At 56.3% G+C, this 17,209-nt stretch carries 18 protein-coding genes; 8 read left to right on the forward strand and 10 right to left on the reverse strand.

Features of this window, described 5'->3' with window-relative positions; translation table 11 throughout:
* Positions 1-14: 14 nt before the first annotated feature.
* The gene (locus H8F23_RS01790; protein WP_194933254.1) at positions 15-404 is read right to left on the reverse strand and encodes a hypothetical protein; all 390 of its coding nucleotides are present in this window, start codon (positions 402-404) and stop codon (positions 15-17) included.
* Positions 405-570: 166 nt separating this feature from the next.
* Between H8F23_RS01790 and H8F23_RS01795 the strand changes: the two genes are divergently transcribed.
* Positions 571-1,002: a hypothetical protein gene (locus tag H8F23_RS01795; RefSeq protein WP_038365628.1), complete on the forward strand. Its 432-nt coding sequence runs from the start codon at positions 571-573 to the stop codon at positions 1,000-1,002.
* Positions 1,003-1,080: 78 nt separating this feature from the next.
* Here the strand turns inward: H8F23_RS01795 and H8F23_RS01800 are convergent, their stop codons facing one another.
* Positions 1,081-1,365, reverse strand: a complete 285-nt coding sequence (locus tag H8F23_RS01800; protein WP_127928684.1) for a hypothetical protein — start codon at positions 1,363-1,365, stop codon at positions 1,081-1,083.
* Between the two features lie 580 nt (positions 1,366-1,945).
* Between H8F23_RS01800 and H8F23_RS01805 the strand changes: the two genes are divergently transcribed.
* On the forward strand, positions 1,946-2,227 hold the full coding sequence (locus H8F23_RS01805; RefSeq protein WP_228759054.1) for a fructose-bisphosphate aldolase: 282 nt from the start codon (positions 1,946-1,948) through the stop codon (positions 2,225-2,227).
* Between the two features lie 216 nt (positions 2,228-2,443).
* Here H8F23_RS01805 and H8F23_RS01810 read toward each other — a convergent pair whose 3' ends face one another.
* From H8F23_RS01810 to H8F23_RS01835, 6 genes are all read right to left on the reverse strand, one after another.
* Positions 2,444-3,109 (reverse strand): hypothetical protein, encoded by a 666-nt coding sequence (locus H8F23_RS01810; RefSeq protein WP_194933210.1) that lies wholly within the window; start codon positions 3,107-3,109, stop codon positions 2,444-2,446.
* A 215-nt stretch (positions 3,110-3,324) separates the two neighbouring features.
* Positions 3,325-4,329, reverse strand: a complete 1,005-nt coding sequence (locus H8F23_RS01815; protein ID WP_194933211.1) for a nucleoside triphosphate pyrophosphohydrolase family protein — start codon at positions 4,327-4,329, stop codon at positions 3,325-3,327.
* A gap of 238 nt (positions 4,330-4,567) precedes the next feature.
* The gene (locus tag H8F23_RS01820; RefSeq protein WP_194933212.1) at positions 4,568-5,116 is read right to left on the reverse strand and encodes a cupin domain-containing protein; all 549 of its coding nucleotides are present in this window, start codon (positions 5,114-5,116) and stop codon (positions 4,568-4,570) included.
* A gap of 492 nt (positions 5,117-5,608) precedes the next feature.
* Positions 5,609-6,892 carry an NAD(P)/FAD-dependent oxidoreductase gene (locus H8F23_RS01825; protein ID WP_194933213.1) on the reverse strand — a complete coding sequence of 428 codons (1,284 nt, stop codon included), beginning with the start codon at positions 6,890-6,892 and terminating at the stop codon, positions 5,609-5,611.
* Between the two features lie 49 nt (positions 6,893-6,941).
* Positions 6,942-8,432, reverse strand: a complete 1,491-nt coding sequence (locus H8F23_RS01830; protein ID WP_194933214.1) for an aldehyde dehydrogenase — start codon at positions 8,430-8,432, stop codon at positions 6,942-6,944.
* Positions 8,433-8,700: 268 nt separating this feature from the next.
* Positions 8,701-10,077 (reverse strand): glutamine synthetase family protein, encoded by a 1,377-nt coding sequence (locus H8F23_RS01835; protein ID WP_064120847.1) that lies wholly within the window; start codon positions 10,075-10,077, stop codon positions 8,701-8,703.
* Positions 10,078-10,359: 282 nt separating this feature from the next.
* On the opposite strand from H8F23_RS01835, the gene H8F23_RS01840 reads away from it, so the two are divergent.
* From H8F23_RS01840 to H8F23_RS01860, 5 genes are all read left to right on the forward strand, one after another.
* Positions 10,360-11,121: a gamma-glutamyl-gamma-aminobutyrate hydrolase family protein gene (locus tag H8F23_RS01840; protein WP_194933215.1), complete on the forward strand. Its 762-nt coding sequence runs from the start codon at positions 10,360-10,362 to the stop codon at positions 11,119-11,121.
* 365 nt (positions 11,122-11,486) lie between these two features.
* Positions 11,487-12,629, forward strand: coding sequence for an ABC transporter ATP-binding protein (locus tag H8F23_RS01845; RefSeq protein WP_064120849.1), 1,143 nt, complete (start codon positions 11,487-11,489; stop codon positions 12,627-12,629).
* Between the two features lie 29 nt (positions 12,630-12,658).
* The gene (locus tag H8F23_RS01850) at positions 12,659-13,540 is read left to right on the forward strand and encodes an ABC transporter permease subunit (RefSeq protein ID WP_194933255.1); all 882 of its coding nucleotides are present in this window, start codon (positions 12,659-12,661) and stop codon (positions 13,538-13,540) included.
* Complete coding sequence (locus H8F23_RS01855) at positions 13,537-14,412, forward strand: ABC transporter permease subunit (protein ID WP_034155531.1); 876 nt, start codon at positions 13,537-13,539, stop codon at positions 14,410-14,412. Before H8F23_RS01850 ends, H8F23_RS01855 begins: the two co-directional genes overlap by 4 nt.
* A 155-nt stretch (positions 14,413-14,567) precedes the next feature.
* A complete protein-coding gene (locus tag H8F23_RS01860) occupies positions 14,568-15,665 on the forward strand; it encodes a polyamine ABC transporter substrate-binding protein (protein ID WP_093440814.1) in 1,098 nt (365 codons plus the stop codon).
* 251 nt (positions 15,666-15,916) lie between these two features.
* Here H8F23_RS01860 and thpR read toward each other — a convergent pair whose 3' ends face one another.
* The gene (gene thpR, locus H8F23_RS01865) at positions 15,917-16,438 is read right to left on the reverse strand and encodes an RNA 2',3'-cyclic phosphodiesterase (protein ID WP_186624601.1); all 522 of its coding nucleotides are present in this window, start codon (positions 16,436-16,438) and stop codon (positions 15,917-15,919) included.
* A 107-nt stretch (positions 16,439-16,545) separates the two neighbouring features.
* Between thpR and H8F23_RS01870 the strand changes: the two genes are divergently transcribed.
* The gene (locus H8F23_RS01870; protein ID WP_116254946.1) at positions 16,546-16,737 is read left to right on the forward strand and encodes a hypothetical protein; all 192 of its coding nucleotides are present in this window, start codon (positions 16,546-16,548) and stop codon (positions 16,735-16,737) included.
* Between the two features lie 116 nt (positions 16,738-16,853).
* Here the strand turns inward: H8F23_RS01870 and H8F23_RS01875 are convergent, their stop codons facing one another.
* Entirely contained in the window at positions 16,854-17,207 is a 354-nt protein-coding gene (locus H8F23_RS01875; RefSeq protein WP_194933216.1) for a DUF1428 domain-containing protein, read from the reverse strand.
* Positions 17,208-17,209: the final 2 nt, after the last annotated feature.

Below are 17,209 nucleotides of genomic sequence, written 5' to 3' on the forward strand. Positions count from 1 at the left end.
AGAGTCTCCGAGGGTTAGACGCCGTAACGGCCGCCGACATGGATGTTGCGTTTGAGCCAGTTGCCGATTGCTTTCAGGCGACTGACTGGCTTCGCTGGCCCGGAATGACGCTGAAGGATCAGCGACACCAAAGTAGTTTGATCGGCTTTTGGATTGGCATCGATCAACTCGGCAACCCAAGCGCAATCAGCCTTCTGCAGATGCTCACGCCACTCACCGGGCCAGGCGTCCAGCTCATCCAGCGCCAACCACCGCGCACCGCCATGCTCCATATGTCCGCCGGACATCGACTGTTCGAAACAGAAAGGCGTGTCTGGCTTGGCAGGGTCAATGTGAAACAGATAGATGTCGTGGAATGGATGCTGCGAGGGGGGCGCGTTATTGCGGCTGCCGATTTCAATCATGGGCAATGTTCCAATCCTTGGGCGCTGAATGTTTCCGATTGTTTCGCAGTGTACGCCACGGGAGCAAATCAAAAACCCGATGGAACCTCCCTCCTCCGCATAATCTCGAAACTGTATCAGCGCCAAATCATCGATCAGACCCGGCGCCTTTGAAGAGGAAACCCCGATGAACATTCGATTCCTGCTTCTGATCGCCAGCTTCGCCGTCATCCCCACCTGCGTCATGGCCGAAGGCTGCGACGTCCAGACCCAATCCTCCAGCGCCTCGGTGCCTGCGGTGGAAACCCACAGTTGCTATGAATACGAAGGCATGCCGGTCAACTCAATCGACTGGTCGTGCAGCAACGAAAGCAAAGACATGCTCAGCAGCACTAAAACCAAGGTCGAACACTGTGCCGATCACTACCAGGCAACGTGTGCCGCCACGATTACCCAGGAATCCCTGGCCAACCCGCATTCCACCAGCAAGGACAAAAACGCCAAAGCCCTGAACATCCCCGACAACGCGCAAGTGACCACCTATTACTACGACGTAGAGCATTTGGCGCAGGCGCGGATTGATTGTGAGAATGGTGGCGGGCATTGGAAAACGAAGTAAACGACTGATTTCCATGCCAGCGACAGGCAAAGAAAAGCCCGGCTCAAAAGGACCGGGCTTTTTAGTGCGCAATATCCGTTAACCACCGCCGTTACCACCACTGCTGCTACCTGACGGTTGACCCGCAGGGCTGGGCTTGGAGGCAGAAGGCACCGGCCCATTGTCGGTCTTGCCACCATCACCACCCTTGGGCAGCGAATTGGCGTCCGGGTCGGCATTGGTGGCTGGAGACGCCGGTTCACGCGTCTGGCTGTTGCCGTCGTTAGCCGTTGGGGTCGGCGTTTCGCCAGCCGCGATCGCGTACAGCGAACTGCCGGACAGCAATGCCGCGAGGGTAAACGCCGCGATTTTATGGTTCAGCATGGTGGCTCTTCCTTTGCTGGGTGAGTTACAGCATTGGAAGAAGGTGTGAGGCGAAGGTGCGGTGTGTCGGACGAATGGTTGTCGCCCAAAAGGCTCGCGCCATTTCGATGTCTGAAAACTTCGTAGGAAAACACCCCGTGTGGCGAGAGAGCTTGCTCCCGCTGGGCTGCGAAGCTGCGCCAAAACCGGATAGTCCGTTTCTCCCAGACAGACCGCACGCCCCGGATTACGACGACTGCGTTGCCGAGCGGGAGCAAGCGCGCTTGTCACGGGTACGGGTTTCACGTCCTACAGGTCGGTTGTGGCGGCTGAAATTGCTGCCTAGAGTGGGGTCGTCGCTGAGCAAATTCAGCACCAGGGTTTCGCAGCCCTGACGATACGTGTAGTAACCTAGCGCCCCCTAAAAACGGTGGCGGTCGCACTAGCGCCCGAAATCCGTTCAATGGTGGCTGTGTGTGGGAGACCTTCGGGTCTGCCGGGTTCCTCGTATCCTCGGTCTGCGAACCCGCACACAGCTACCACCCTTCGACTCGCAGCGAATGGCAGTAGCTTCTCTCATAGATACGAGGAAGTTTTACTCATGCCTACAGACGAACCGCTCCACCACTACGCAAAAATGTCACACCCCGCCACCGACCACCCCGTCCTCCTCATCGACGCCAACGCTCCACTGCGCGACCTACACGCCTGCGCCGCCGAACGCCTCAACGCCGTTCTCAAATACCTCGACCTAATCGCCTGCACCCGCCTCCCCGACCATGCAGAACACGACATCGACACCGTAACCAATATCGCAAGGATCCTGGTGCAGGACGTCAATGATGTGTTCCGAGTGATTGAGCAGCGGGGGTTTGGTACCTGAGGGCGTGGTTCTTTTTTCAAGCTGATTAATCCCGCATTGATGCGGGATTTTTACTATTTATTCAAACATACCCCTCTGTGTCTCTTCTGACTTTCTCAAACGGCAAAAGCTCTACCGCTTGTCGAACAAAAAATCACAGTATTGTTTAATAATGCCAAGCAGCTCTATTTGAAAGAAAAAACAGCACCCACACTTCAATTTCAAACCGAATCAGAGCTATTTCAATTTTAGAATACCATTTTGATTACTGGCGTTATTTTTCAGCAGCAAAAAAGCCTCAATTTCAGCCGAAGAAACCCCGACACTTTGAAGTTCCTTCTTCTGATCAAGGCCAACCTCACTCGTGTCAGCGATGATATGCTTACAATTACTAGATATCTGAAGCGCCAAAGCTACGGCATTCAGCAAGCCCAGCGAATACTTGTATTTATCTTCCAGAGATGAACTTTTCTGAAGAACCTCCACCACCGAGTTAACTTCAGCTACATCCTCTAAAGTCGACTGAATCAAGTAACGTTGGTTTTTACTAAACTTATGCGCCACATCTTTAAAGTACTCACTCAAACACAACGCACTTAAACCCATTGGTAAATCATGCCCTTTAGGCAATGAATTCACGGATATGCACATCATAATTTTAAAAATTTCTTTTGTAAGATGATCCACTGACGACTTAACCCTATGAACATCTTCACTGCAACACATTAACTGGTTTTTTAGCACCTTTCGCTCTTTCGAGAATGCAACTGCATTAGTCAATAGAAAACCTAGTACAGCACCGCCAATAGTACCAATGACCGGAATAAATTTTTCAACCAATGACTTATTAGAAACGGCAGCCTGCACATACATCAGGCACTGATTAAAACCTTCTACGTCCATGTCACCACCTATATTTTTCTAAAATTTTAATAACTTGCATTCAAACTCAGCAAATTCTTGCCGTCTACCTGCGCAGCTCAGGGATTGTACATACTTACAAAAAACCGACAGGCTCAAACAGCAGCCTGCCGGCACGATACAAAGCACTACTTAATGAGCTTCATCAACAGAAACCAACCAACCTACAGCAGCTAGTCACCACAATAGGCCAAGATCTACCTCCAAAAATATTTTTTAGTATCTATGGAAGAGTAAACATCCCGAATCGCAGTCATTATTTCCTCCGAGCCCTCATTCATATTTGATGCGAGCTCATCTTCTAGATCCTTCAGAACTTGCTTGGTACTATTGATGACTTGTTTTGCATCCACGGTGGAAGCCGTAGATATGGCACTATCAAAAGAAGATAAAACTTCTTGAATTTCTTTTTTGTAAGCTGAATCAAGACCAAGTAACTCGGCCACTCTTTCTTTCACTTCCTTCAAACTCTCGGCATCAGAGAGCATCTGAGCTCTATCAGAATATTTGTCGCATGCACAAGGAGAGGATTTGCATATAGGACAATTATCTACATAATAATCCTTAACTGCATGAGATAGCGACAAAGGATATTGATGTATAGCCCACGCGGACAGCATCCATGCAGTGACGTCGGCTAACTCTTCTTCCAGATTAACCTTTTTCCCATTCTTCTTATAGGACGAATAAGCTTCATGAACCTCTCCTAGCTCTTCGAAAACTCTAGAAAAATGATAAAAACTGCCGAAGGCTTTCCAAATAGATTTATTAGCAGGATAGATCAACGAGACTCTAGAAATCGCTTGATCCAGTGTAATTTGAGGATATCTATTTATATCCATGTAGTACTTATCATTAAGTTCTACGCGAACATCATCGATTGGAATGTGTTTTACAGGAGCTCTATGAGTTTCCGCACACTGGCACGGAGACACTATACAATAAGGGCACACATTGGGAAATTTTTTCCTATATGCATGCTCCAGATTTATATCAAGCTTATTAGCAGCCGCAAAAAGCCATGAAAATGACTTTATAAAAAATGACTTCGAGTCCCCTCCACGCAAGATCGCTCTTGATAGGTAAGACGTATTCCTGCATAAATATGAATATATCTCCTCAAACTCTTTTTCTGAGTTTTTCACGCCGTACAGATCTGAAATCATTGTAGAAAATGAGGAAAAATTTAGATCCTGACTCATTACTTATATATCCTTATAAAATTATACAACCTTTAAATCTTATCAATATTAGAGCTGCAGAAAAACCGTGAGATGAAACATCTCAATTAAAGCGGACAACCTCCATTTGACCAATCCTTCTATTTTTTGATTATTCATCCAACATTATAAAAAATACAACCTTGCATTTTTGAATGCCCTACGCATTTACGAGTTTTTTTGGCGAAGAGATTTTATCAGCTTCTATTGGAGTTCACTCTCAAAAATTCGCCGGCGTATTCGCACTAATAATCTCCGCCTCATTCGCCCCGATATTCCGAAACTTATGCGGCAATGTCGTCGGAAAGTAATACCCATCCCCCGCATTCAACACACTCACCGACCCATCCACGGTCAACTCAACCGTGCCACGCGTCACCAGCCCACACTCCTCACCTTCCGCATGCACAATCGGTTCTTCCCCCGAACTCGCGCCCGGTGCGTATTGCTCGCGCAGCAGGCGCATCTGGCGGCTGGGCACGGAGGCGCCGATCAGCAGCAGGCGCAGGCCGTGGCGGCCGAGGTCGGGTTGTTCGTTGGCGCGGAAGACGTATTGGTGTTCGCGCGGGGGTTGGTCGAAGGTGAAGAAGTCGGCCAGGGACATCGGTATGCCTTCGAGCAGCTTTTTCAGGGAGCTGACGGAGGGACTGACGCGATTCTGTTCGATCAGGGAGATGGTGGCATTGGTCACGCCGCTACGCCGGGCCAGCTCACGCTGGGAGAGTTTGTAGCTTTCGCGTACTAGTTTGAGTCGAGAACCCGTATCCATGACAGCCTTATGTAAGAACGACTTAAGGGCGATGGGGGTGGGTGGCGGGTGACGCGCCGATGGGCGCGGATCACGTTGCTCCCGTGTCCCGGAACCGTGAAAGGCGGCTATTAAATCACGTTTGTCGGTGTTGCTCAGCAGGTTCGATGGACGGTGGGGTAAAAGTCCTTCCTGCCTTGGTAATACGGACCTGTAGGAGTGAGCCTGCTCGCGATTGGGTGTCACATTCACCATTATTTTTGACTGGATGACCGCCTTCGCGAGCAAGCTCGCTCCCACAGGGTTTGTGGTGTTTCTGTGGGAGGGATAGTGGCTGGGCTGGCCTCATCGCGAGCAGGCGAAGGCCTACAATTTGATCTTTGGTGTTTCAGTCGGATTGATGTTGTGTTTGCTGGCCTAATCGCTGGCAAGCCAGCTCCCACATTTGGATATCAGGGAGTGTTGCGATAAGAAAAACCGGCGGGGTCTTGGGGCCGCCGCCGGGGAGGTAACTTAAATGCCGAAGCGGTCGCGCAGTGAGTAGTAGACGGCGCCGAGGGCGGTCAGTGGCGCCGAGAAGGTGCGGCCGCCGATCATTGGCATGTGCGGCAGCGATGCGAAGGCGTCGAAGCGTTCGGCGTCGCCGCGGATCATTTCCGAGATCAGTTTGCCGGCCAGGTGCGAGCAGGTGACGCCGTGGCCGCTGTAGCCTTGCATGTAGTAGGCGTTTTTCTCGATGCGGCCGAATTGCGGCATGCGTGACATGGTCAGCAGGAAGTTGCCGGTCCAGCGGTAGTCGATCTTGACGTCTTTGAGCTGCGGGAAGGTCTTGAGGATCTTCGGGCGGATCAGTTGTTCGATGTCGTCCGGTTCACGCGCGCCGTAGACCACGCCGCCGCCGTACAGCAGACGGTTGTCGGCAGTCAGGCGGTAGTAATCCAGCAAGTAATTGCAGTCTTCGACGCAGTAGTTGTTGGTGATCAGGCTGCGCGCCTGTTTCTCGGTCAGCGGTTCGGTGACGACGATCTGCGAGCCGCACGGCATGCTTTTCGCGGTGACGCGGTTATCCAGACCTTGCGGCAGGTAGGCGTTGCCGGCGATCAGCAGGTACTTGGCGCGGACCTGGCCTTTGGCGGTGCGCACGACGTTCGGCTCGCCGTATTTGATTTCTACAGCCGCTGATTGCTCGTAAATCTTGCCGCCCAAACGCGTGATCGCCGCCGCTTCACCGAGCGCCAGGTTCAGCGGGTGAACGTGGCCGCCCTGCATGTCGAGCAGGCCGCCGACGTATGCATCGGAGCCGACTTCACGACGAATTTCAGCCGCGTCGAGCATCTTCAGATTGTGGTTGCCATAACGCTCCCAGCCGCGCTTCTGCTCAGCCAGACCGTTTAGTTGCTTTTTGTTCATCGCTGCGAAGATGCCGCCCGGGCGGTAGTCGCATTTGATGTCGTATTCCTTGATGCGCGAACGGATGATGTCGGCGCCTTCGAAGATCATGCTGCCGAGAATTTCTGCAGTCTTGTCGCCGTAGCGTTCTTCGATCACGTCGACGTCGCGGCTGTAGGAGTTGACCAGTTGACCGCCGTTGCGACCACTGGCGCCGTAGCCGACTTTCGCCGCTTCCAGCACCGTCACTTTGTAGCCGGCTTCGGTCAGGAACAGCGCCGAGGACAGGCCGGTGTAGCCGGCACCGATAATGCAGACATCGCACTCGACCGACTCTTCCAGAACCGGAAAGTCGATGACTTCGTTGCGAGTGGCGGCGTAGTAGCTGTTTACGTGTTGCTGTTTCATACGTTTCTCCGAGGGCCGCCAATAGAAGGCGACCACCGCTGTAATAGAGTCAGAGCTTGATCCAGGTCGCTTTCAGCTCGGTGTACTTGTCGAACGCGTGCAGCGATTTATCGCGACCGTTGCCCGACTGCTTGAAACCACCGAACGGTGCGGTCATGTCGCCGCCGTCGTACTGGTTGATCCAGACACTGCCGGCACGCAAGCCACGGGCGAAGATGTGCGCCTTGCTGAGGTTGCTGGTCCACACGCCAGCGGCGAGGCCGAAGATGCTGTCGTTGGCGATCTGCAGCGCTTCTTCGGCGGTATCGAAGGTGATCAGCGACAGCACCGGGCCGAAGATTTCTTCCTGGGCGATGGTCATCGCGTTGGTCACGCCGTCGAAGAGCGCCGGTTGCACATAGAGGCCGCCGGTTTCTTCGAGGGTGCGTTGGCCGCCGGCAATCAGCTCGGCGCCCTGCTCGCGACCGATGCTGATGTAGCGCAGCACATTGTCGAGTTGACGCTGATCGACCACGGCACCGACGGTGGTCGCCGGATCGAGTGAATGACCCGGCTTCCACGCTTGCAGCGCTTCCACCAACAGCGGAATGAACTGCTCGCGAATCGAACGCTCGACCAGCAAACGCGAACCAGCGGTGCAGACTTCGCCCTGGTTGAAGGCAATGGCGCCGGCCGCTGCTTGTGCTGCCGCACGCAAGTCAGGTGCGTCGGCAAACACCACGTTCGGGCTCTTGCCCCCAGCTTCGAGCCAGACGCGTTTCATGTTGCTTTGGCCGGCATAAATCATCAGCTGTTTGGCAATCGCTGTGGAGCCGGTGAAGGCCAGCACGTCGACGTCCATGTGCAATGCCAGCGCCTTACCGACGGTGTGGCCGAAGCCTGGCAGAACGTTGAATACGCCCTTAGGAATGCCGGCGTCCAGCGCGAGCTGGGCGATGCGGATCGCGGTCAGTGGCGACTTTTCCGAAGGCTTGAGAATGAACGAGTTGCCTGCTGCCAGCGCTGGAGCGAATTTCCAGCTGGCCATGATCAGCGGGAAGTTCCACGGCACGATGGCTGCAACGACGCCCGATGGCTCGCGAGTCACGAGGCCAAGTTGATCGTGCGGGGTTGCGGCGACTTCGTCGTAAATCTTGTCGATGGCTTCGGCACTCCAGCGGATCGCGTTGGCGGTCGCCGGGATGTCGATGTTCATTGAATCGCTGATCGGCTTGCCCATGTCGAGGGTTTCCAGCAGCGCCAGTTCTTCCTGGTGTTGCAGGATCAGATCGGCGAAGCGGATCAGAATGCGCTTGCGCTCGGCCGGGGCTTTTTTCGCCCAGATGCCGGATTCAAAAGACTGGCGCGCGACTTCAACGGCGAGGTTGGCGTCGGCTTCATCGGTGCTGGCCACGGAGGCGAGGAAACGGCCGTCGACGGGGCTCAGGCATTCGAAGGTGTCGCCACTGATGGCCGGGCGGTATTCACCGTTGATGAACGCGCGGGCTTCGATGGTCAGGGACTGGAAGCGTTGTTCCCAGTCGTTGCGGGTCGTTGTCATTGTTGTGGCTCGACAAGGGGGAATTGGGGGTGTCGGCGTGTTGGGTCTGGTTTGAGATGGCGGCCCTCACCCTAGCCCTCTCCCGGGGGTAGAGGGGACCGATTGGGGGATGCTCAGAATCTCCGCCGACCTGAAAAAATCTTTGCCGAATCCATAATCGACTGGATCGTTCAGGTCGCCGGATATCTCGATACAACCCGGTCAGTCCCCTCTCCCTCCGGGAGAGGGTTAGGGTGAGGGGCTTTTGGCTTTTGAGGGCCTCAGCCAATCACACCGTATGCAGATACCAGTTGTACTCAAGGTCAGAAATCGAGTTCTCGAACTCGGCCAGCTCGCTTTCTTTACACGCGACAAACACGTCGATGTACATCGGGTCGATGTAGCGGGCCATGACTTCGCTGTCGTCCAGCTCGCGCAGTGCGTCGCGCAGGTTGTTCGGCAGGCTCTGTTCGTTCTGCTCGTAGCTGTTCCCCTCCACCGGGGCGCCCGGTTCGATCTGATTGGTCAGACCGTGGTGAATACCGGCCAGCACCGAAGCCATCAACAGATACGGGTTGGCGTCGGCACCAGCGACACGGTGCTCGATGCGCACGGCGTCCGGCGAACCGGTTGGCACACGGACCGCAACGGTGCGGTTGTCGATGCCCCAGCTCGGCGAGTTCGGTACGTAGAACTGCGCGCCGAAGCGGCGGTACGAGTTGACGTTCGGGCAGAGGAACGCCATTTGCGCAGGCAGGGTCTCCAGCACACCGCCGATCGCGTGACGCAGTGCGGCGTTCTGCTCGGGATCCTCGCTGGCAAAGATGTTGTTGCCTTCTTTGTCCAGGATCGAAATGTGCACGTGCAGACCGTTGCCCGCCTGACCCGGATACGGCTTGGCCATGAAGGTGGTGTCCATCTCATGGTCGTAGGCGATGTTCTTCACCAGACGCTTGAGCAGGACGGCGTAGTCGCACGCCTTGATCGGGTCGGAGACGTGATGCAGGTTGACTTCGAACTGCGCCGGGGCGCTTTCCTTGACGATCGCGTCAGCCGGGATGCCCTGCTCTTTCGCGCCTTCGAGGATGTCTTGCAGGCAATCGACGTATTCGTCCAGGTCGTCGATCAGGTACACCTGAGTCGACACCGGACGCTTGCCGGACACCGGCGAACGTGGCGATTGCGGACGACCGTTCACGTTGTCCTGGTCGATCAGATAAAACTCGAGTTCGAATGCCGCGCAGATGGTCAGGCCGAGGTCGTCGAATTTGCGTACGACGTTGGCCAGCACTTCACGCGGGTCAGCGAAGAACGGCTGGCCTTCGATCTCGTGCATGGTCATCAAGAGTTGTGCAGTTGGGCGCTTCTGCCACGGCTCGATGCTCAGGGTGCCGGGGATCGGGTAGCAGATGCGGTCAGCGTCGCCGATGTCCAGACCCAGGCCGGTGCTTTCCACCGTGGAGCCATTGATGTCGAGCGCGAAAAGCGAGGCCGGCAGGTTGATGCCTTTCTCGTAAACCTTATGAAGACTGGTGCGTTCGATGCGCTTGCCGCGCACCACACCGTTCATATCCGCAATCAGAAGGTCGACGTACAAAACCTCAGGATATTTCTTAAGGAATGCGTTTGCTTCGTTGAGTTGAACGGTACGCAGAGGGACCGACATGATGCACCTATTTAGCTGTTAATTATTATGTTCACTGCTGTTTCGCCGAGCCAGTCAACCCGAACGGCAAAGTGAAGTCAATAGCGAACAGATGGCCGCTCAGGGTTTATTTTTCGGGCTTTTTTTAACACTTGCGTGCCAATACAGGCGCCAGAGCCCCGAGATTCATGAAGATAGGATGAACGGCGTTTAGAATTTTTTACATGGCAGTTGTTAATTAAAATCAACGAGGCTAAGCTCCGGAAAAGCTCGTTCAAGTGTCAAACTTCGAGGTGAATAAAAATGGCATTCAAGCCATTGATCGGCGTTACTGCGTGCGTCAAACAGATTGGCCTGCACCCCTATCACATCAGCGGCGACAAGTACGTACGTGCTGTCAGCGTTGGCGCTAACGGGTTGCCAGTGATCATTCCTTCCCTTGGCAACCTGACTGAAATCGAAGACCTGCTCGGTCAACTCGACGGTCTGCTGCTGACCGGCTCGCCTTCGAATGTGGAACCTTTCCACTATCAAGGCCCCGCCAGCGCTCCCGGCACGGATCACGATCCGGCGCGGGATGCCACCACCCTTCCTTTATTGCGTGCAGCCATTGCGGCGGGCGTTCCGGTGCTCGGCATTTGCCGGGGTTTCCAGGAAATGAACGTGGCATTCGGCGGCAGCCTGCATCAAAAGGTGCATGAGCTGCCGGGCATGCTCGATCACCGCGAAGCCGACAGCCCTGATGTGGCCGTGCAATACGCACCGGCCCATGCGGTGACCGTGCTTGGTGGCGGTGTGTTCGAAGCACTGGAGCTGCCGGGCGAGTTCCAGGTCAACTCGATTCATAGCCAGGGCATCGACCGCCTCGCCCCCGGCCTGCGTGCCGAGGCCGTGGCGCCGGACGGTTTGATCGAGGCGATCTCGGTCGAACACAGCCCGACCTTCGCCCTCGGCGTGCAATGGCACCCGGAATGGCAAGTGCTGGACAACCCGAACTACCTGAAGATTTTCCAGGCCTTCGGCGCGGCTTGCCGGCAACGGGCGGCGCGACGCAACCAGCGCTGACTCAACCCAAGAATCCGTAACGATTTACTGCCCCCTCGGACGTCGGGTGTGCCTGCGCGCATCCGTCATTCGTGAACAACAACACCCGTAATAACAACAAGTACGACCCAGGCAGCCAGGACGGCGGCGCCGACCAAGCCCTCGGCAGTGCAAGGTCAGTCAGGCATGCGCAATTCCCCTGTAGGAGTGAGCCTGCTCGCGATAGCAATAGACCCGTCAGCAGAGATGTCGACTGACATGGCCTCATCGCGAGCAGGCTCGCTCCTACAGGGGAGATGTAATGACTGAAATTGCGCTTACAGGCTTGCAATCCACTTAAGCCCGGCCACATTGGCCAGGCGAACGAAACCTGTTGGGAGTTTCACATGGCAAACGCCTCCAGCACTTACCGGAAGGCACTTGAAGGTCATCAGCAACCGAAAAAGGTGCTGGTGAAAGTCGATCGTGTCACCAAGAAGTTCGACGAAACCGTGGCAGTGGACGATGTGTCCCTGGAGATCCATCAGGGCGAAATCTTCGCCCTGCTCGGCGGCTCCGGTTCGGGCAAATCGACCCTGCTGCGCATGCTCGCCGGTTTCGAGCGTCCGACCGAAGGGCGGATTCTGCTCGACGGCGTGGACATCACTGACATGCCGCCGTACGAGCGGCCGATCAACATGATGTTCCAATCCTACGCGCTGTTCCCACACATGACCGTCGCGCAGAACATCGCCTTCGGCCTCAAGCAGGACCGTTTGCCGGCCAGCGAAATCGACGCCCGTGTCGATGAAATGCTGCGCCTGGTGCACATGACCCAATACGCCAAACGCCGCCCGCACCAGTTGTCCGGCGGCCAGCGTCAGCGCGTCGCCCTCGCCCGTTCGCTGGCCAAGCGTCCGAAGTTGTTGCTGCTCGACGAGCCGATGGGCGCGCTGGATAAAAAGCTGCGTTCGCAGATGCAACTGGAACTGGTGCAGATCATCGAACGCGTCGGCGTGACCTGCGTGATGGTGACCCACGATCAGGAAGAGGCCATGACCATGGCCGAGCGCATCGCGATCATGCACCTCGGTTGGATCGCTCAGATCGGCAGCCCGGTCGACATTTATGAAGCACCGGTCAGCCGCATGGTCTGCGAGTTCATCGGTAACGTGAACGCCTTCGACGGCACCGTGGTGGAAGACCTTGAAGGTCACGCGATCATCCACAGCCCGGACCTGGAACAGAAGATCTACGTCGGTCACGGCGTCAGCACTTCGGTGCAGGACAAGTCGGTCACCTACGCGATCCGTCCGGAAAAAATGCTCGTCAGCACGACCAAGCCGGAGTTTCGCTACAACTGGTCCGAAGGCAAGGTGCATGACATCGCCTACCTCGGCGGTCACTCGGTGTTCTACGTCGAATTGCCCGGCGGCAAAATCGTCCAGTCGTTCATGGCCAACGCCGAACGCCGTGGCGCGCGGCCGACCTGGGACGACAAGGTCTACGTCTGGTGGGAAGACGACAGCGGCGTGGTACTGCGCTCATGAGAACCTTCAATCAGCAATTCCTGCGCCTGGTGCCCAGCGGGCGAAAACTGGTGATCGGCATTCCGTTCATCTGGCTGTTCCTGTTCTTCATGCTGCCGTTTTTCCTGGTGATGAAGATCAGCTTCTCGGAAGCCGCGCTGTCGATCCCGCCATACTCGGAGATCTACACCTACGCCGAACAGAAATTCCAACTGCTGCTGAACATCGGCAACTACACCATGCTCGGCGAAGACGAGCTGTACCTGTCGGCCTACCTCGGTTCGCTGAAAGTCGCGGCGCTGAGCACGCTGATGTGCCTGCTGATCGGTTTCCCGATGGCCTACGCGATCACCAAGACCGGCAAGGAAACGCAAAACGTCCTGCTGCTGTTGATCATGATGCCGACCTGGACCGCGATCCTGATCCGCGTTTACGCGTGGATGGGCATCCTCAGCAACAACGGTCTGCTTAACGCGTTTCTGATGTGGACGGGGCTGACCGATCACCCGATCGAGATCCTCAACACCAACACTGCCGTCTATATAGGGGTCGTGTACGCGTATTTGCCGTTCATGGTGTTGCCGCTCTACGCCAACCTCGTCAAGCACGATGGCAGCTTGCTGGAAGCCGCGCAGGACCTGGGTTCGAGCAACTTCAACAACTTCTGGAAAATCACCGTACCGCTGGCCAAGAACGGCATTATTGCCGGCTGCATGCTGGTGTTCATTCCGGTGGTCGGTGAGTTCGTGATACCAGAACTGCTGGGTGGGCCGGAGACCCTGATGATCGGTCGCGTGCTGTGGCAAGAGTTCTTCAATAACCGCGACTGGCCGGTGGCGTCTGCGCTGGCGGTGGTGATGCTGTTGATCCTGATTGTGCCGATTCTGCTGTTCAACCGCAGCCAGGCCAAAGAGATGGAGGCACGGGGATGAAACGCTTCGGTTTTTCCAAGTTCATGTTGATCTTCGGCCTGATGTTCATTTATCTGCCGATGCTGATTCTGGTGATCTACTCGTTCAACGCCTCGAAACTGGTGACGGTGTGGGGCGGCTGGTCGGTGAAGTGGTACGTCGGTTTGCTCGACAACACGCAACTGATGGGCTCGGTGGTGCGCTCGCTGGAAATCGCCTGCTACACGGCGATTGCTGCCGTGGCGCTGGGCACCCTCGCCGCTTTCGTGCTGACCCGCGTCACGCGCTTCAAGGGTCGCACGCTGTTCGGTGGTCTGGTCACCGCGCCGTTGGTGATGCCCGAAGTGATCACAGGCCTGTCGCTGTTGCTGCTGTTCGTGGCCATGGCGCAGTTGATCGGCTGGCCACAGGAGCGTGGTATCGTCACGATCTGGATCGCCCACACCACGTTTTGTGCCGCTTATGTCGCGGTGGTAGTCTCCGCCCGCCTCCGCGAGCTGGATCTGTCGATCGAAGAAGCGGCGATGGATCTCGGCGCGAAGCCGTTCAAGGTGTTTTTCCTGATCACCATTCCAATGATCGCGCCGTCGCTGGCGGCGGGCGGGATGATGTCGTTCGCTCTGTCGCTGGATGACCTGGTGTTGGCGAGCTTCGTTTCCGGGCCGGGTTCGACGACCCTGCCGATGGAAGTGTTCTCGGCGGTTCGTCTGGGCGTCAAGCCCGAGATCAACGCCGTGGCCAGCCTGATTCTGCTGGCGGTGTCGCTGGTGACCTTCCTGGTCTGGTACTTCGGCCGCAAGGCAGAAGCCAATCGCAAACGAGCGATTCAGGAAGCGATGGATCAGACCGCAAACGAGTCGTGGCAGCAACCGCAACAAGCCGCCACCGCATAACCCTGTAGGCGCTGCGGCACGCTGCGATCTTCTGATCTTGATGTGAAATATCAAAAGATCGCAGCCTCGTTTCACTCGACAGCGCCTACACATGCAGGCGCTGTTAACCGAGTTTTGGCTTTGTGTTTTTGAATAAGAAGAATGGAGTTGTACCGATGAAAATGTTTGGCAGGACTCTGCTGACACTGTCCTTAATGGGCGCGATGGTCATGGGCGCCCAGGCCAACGACAAGGTGCTGCGTGTTTACAACTGGTCCGATTACATCGCGCCGGACACCGTCAAGAAGTTCGAAGACGAGACCGGCATCCGCGTGACCTACGACGTCTTCGACAGCAACGAAACCCTTGAGGCGCGTTTGCTGGCGGGCAAATCCGGTTACGACCTGGTCGTGCCGTCAAACAGTTTCCTGGCCAAGCAGATCAAGGCCGGCGTCTATCAGACGCTGGATAAATCGAAGCTGCCGAACTGGAAGAATCTCAACCCGGTGCTGCTGAAAAACGCCGCCGCCAGTGATCCGGACAACGCCCACGCGTTCCCGTACATGTGGGGCTCGATCGGCATCGGCTTCAATCCGGCCAAGGTCAAGGAAGTGCTCGGCGCCAACGCCCCGACCAACTCCTGGGACTTGCTGTTCAAACCGGAAAACGCTGAAAAACTGAAAGCCTGCGGCATCAGTTTCCTCGACTCGCCAACCGAAATGATCCCGGCCGCCCTGCACTACCTGGGCTACCCGGTGAACGATAAGGACACCGCGCACATCAAGGAAGCCGAGGCGCTGTTCATGAAGATCCGCCCGAACGTGGCCTATTTCCATTCCTCGAAATACATCTCCGATCTGGCCAACGGCAACATCTGCGTGGCGGTCGGTTACTCGGGCGACGTGCTGCAGGCCAAGGCCCGCGCAGTGGAATCGGGCAACAACGTGGTGATCGACTACAGCATTCCCAAGGAAGGCGCCGGCAGCTTCTACGACATGGTCGCGATCCCGCGCGATGCGGCGAACGTCGAGAACGCCTACCTGTTCATGGACTTCCTGATGCGCCCGGAGATCATCGCCGAGATCACCAACAGCAACGGCTACAGCAACGCCAACGCGGCGGCGACGCCATTGGTGGATGAAGCGATCCGCAACGACCCGGGTTCGTATCCATCGCAAGCGGTGATGGCGACGCTGTATGCGGTGCCGGATCAGCCGATTGCCACACAGCGAATCATGACCCGTGGCTGGACCCGGGTGAAGCTCGGTAAATAAGCCAGCGAAAATCCAAATGTGGGAGCCAGCCTGCTCGCGATGGCGGTGTGTCAGGCAGCAGAGATGCTGAATTTACCGACCTCATCGCGAGCAGGCTCACGCCTACAGTGGTTCGGTGTTGGGACAGAAAGAATTAATGATTTCCCGTTCACGCAGCGCCTTACCACCGCTGCGCCCTGCAATGAACGGCCTCACCTGGCTTCCTCGGTCAAGGTGAATTTCAGGCGCCCTCGGGCGCCTTTTTTTGTGCCTCAGATCAGCGACCAGTCCTGCAGGATCCGGTAGCGCCCTTTGTGCGATTCGAACAAGGCAAAACGTTCAGCGCGCAGGAAAAACTCTGGCGGCGTAGCAGATTCCGGCTCTGGCGCACGGTAGTCTCTGGCCAGGGTCAGATGCGGACGAAACTCGCGGGGCGTCTCTTCAAAACCGAACGGCAACATCGCCTGTTCCAGCGCGTAGACCAGGCGCAGCAACGCCGGCGGTGCCTGCTCGGGCGCGAGCGACAACACCCCGGGGCGATGCCAGACCTGCAGTCGATCAAGCGGAATTCTCAAGGCCTCTCCCGGCGTACGCACTTGTCCGGCGGCCTCGCAGACTTCGTTGATCTGCGCCAAGGGCACGGCGCCGAGAAACAGCAGCGTCAGGTGGAAATTGTCCGCCGGCACCGGCTTACCGGTTCGCAAACCCAACTCCCCGCGCCACTGAGCAATTGCCTTGCGTTGCACCGCCGGGCAATCGAGGGCGAAAAACAGTCGCTTCGCTTCTTCGGTCATAGCCCTGCTCCCCTGTTCATGGTGATCCGCCGGATTCTACACAGCCTGATCTGACGACTCGTGACAGGAAGCTATAGTTCAAGGATTGCCATCAACCGGAGGCCGCCATGCGCGCGATCCTCAGCAAAGAACCGTGGTGGGCCCGGCCACCGCATCCCGGTCAGGATGAGAAGGAACTGGAATGGGGCTGGCTGGTGCATTACAGCGAAGGTGAGCCGCGTTTCGAATTCGTCCGCGAGCGCCCCACCGATGAGCAGATCCGCAACCGCAAAAGCTGCCGCATCACCCCCTCGGAGTGAACACAATACCTGTAGGAGTGAGCCTGCGCGCGATGGCACTTGCACATTCAATGCTTCATTGACAGACCCACCGCGATCGCGAGCAGGCTCACTCCTACAGGAGATTTACGCTGGCTTCAGGGTTCGAGAATGTTCTTGAAACCACCAAAAATCATGCGCTGGCCATCAAACCCCATCGGGTTGACGTCCGGTTGCATGCGCGGGTCTTCCATCATTTTGCCCATGCCGGCGTCGCGAGTGGCGTTGTCGGGCCAGATCAACCAGCCAGCCGAAACCGTCTCGCCCTCCTTGAGTTTGACCGCCATCGGGAATGAGGTGACTTTGCCCTCCGGCACGTCATCGCCCCAGCACTGAACCACGTCCTGTGCGCCGTATTCCTTGAACAACCTGGCGGCAATCTCACAGTGCTTTTTGTACTGTTCACGATTGGCGTTCGGCACAGGCGCTACAAAAATATCGATGTAAGCCATGA

Source organism: Pseudomonas neuropathica (assembly GCF_015461835.1).
Lineage (GTDB): Bacteria > Pseudomonadota > Gammaproteobacteria > Pseudomonadales > Pseudomonadaceae > Aquipseudomonas > Aquipseudomonas neuropathica.

Bases quoted from the DNA above. Each gene is read 5' to 3' on its own strand.
- H8F23_RS01830 (WP_194933214.1), bottom strand. From the start codon at position 8,432: ATGACAACGACCCGCAACGACTGGGAACAACGCTTCCAGTCCCTGACC.
- H8F23_RS01835 (WP_064120847.1), bottom strand. From the start codon at position 10,077: ATGTCGGTCCCTCTGCGTACCGTTCAACTCAACGAAGCAAACGCATTC.
- H8F23_RS01855 (WP_034155531.1), top strand. From the start codon at position 13,537: ATGAAACGCTTCGGTTTTTCCAAGTTCATGTTGATCTTCGGCCTGATG.
- H8F23_RS01820 (WP_194933212.1), bottom strand. From the start codon at position 5,116: ATGGATACGGGTTCTCGACTCAAACTAGTACGCGAAAGCTACAAACTC.
- thpR (WP_186624601.1), bottom strand. From the start codon at position 16,438: ATGACCGAAGAAGCGAAGCGACTGTTTTTCGCCCTCGATTGCCCGGCG.
- H8F23_RS01800 (WP_127928684.1), bottom strand. From the start codon at position 1,365: ATGCTGAACCATAAAATCGCGGCGTTTACCCTCGCGGCATTGCTGTCC.
- H8F23_RS01795 (WP_038365628.1), top strand. From the start codon at position 571: ATGAACATTCGATTCCTGCTTCTGATCGCCAGCTTCGCCGTCATCCCC.
- H8F23_RS01860 (WP_093440814.1), top strand. From the start codon at position 14,568: ATGAAAATGTTTGGCAGGACTCTGCTGACACTGTCCTTAATGGGCGCG.
- H8F23_RS01790 (WP_194933254.1), bottom strand. From the start codon at position 404: ATGATTGAAATCGGCAGCCGCAATAACGCGCCCCCCTCGCAGCATCCA.
- H8F23_RS01840 (WP_194933215.1), top strand. From the start codon at position 10,360: ATGGCATTCAAGCCATTGATCGGCGTTACTGCGTGCGTCAAACAGATT.
- H8F23_RS01810 (WP_194933210.1), bottom strand. From the start codon at position 3,109: ATGGACGTAGAAGGTTTTAATCAGTGCCTGATGTATGTGCAGGCTGCC.
- H8F23_RS01805 (WP_228759054.1), top strand. From the start codon at position 1,946: ATGCCTACAGACGAACCGCTCCACCACTACGCAAAAATGTCACACCCC.
- H8F23_RS01825 (WP_194933213.1), bottom strand. From the start codon at position 6,892: ATGAAACAGCAACACGTAAACAGCTACTACGCCGCCACTCGCAACGAA.
- H8F23_RS01870 (WP_116254946.1), top strand. From the start codon at position 16,546: ATGCGCGCGATCCTCAGCAAAGAACCGTGGTGGGCCCGGCCACCGCAT.
- H8F23_RS01845 (WP_064120849.1), top strand. From the start codon at position 11,487: ATGGCAAACGCCTCCAGCACTTACCGGAAGGCACTTGAAGGTCATCAG.
- H8F23_RS01875 (WP_194933216.1), bottom strand. From the start codon at position 17,207: ATGGCTTACATCGATATTTTTGTAGCGCCTGTGCCGAACGCCAATCGT.
- H8F23_RS01815 (WP_194933211.1), bottom strand. From the start codon at position 4,329: ATGAGTCAGGATCTAAATTTTTCCTCATTTTCTACAATGATTTCAGAT.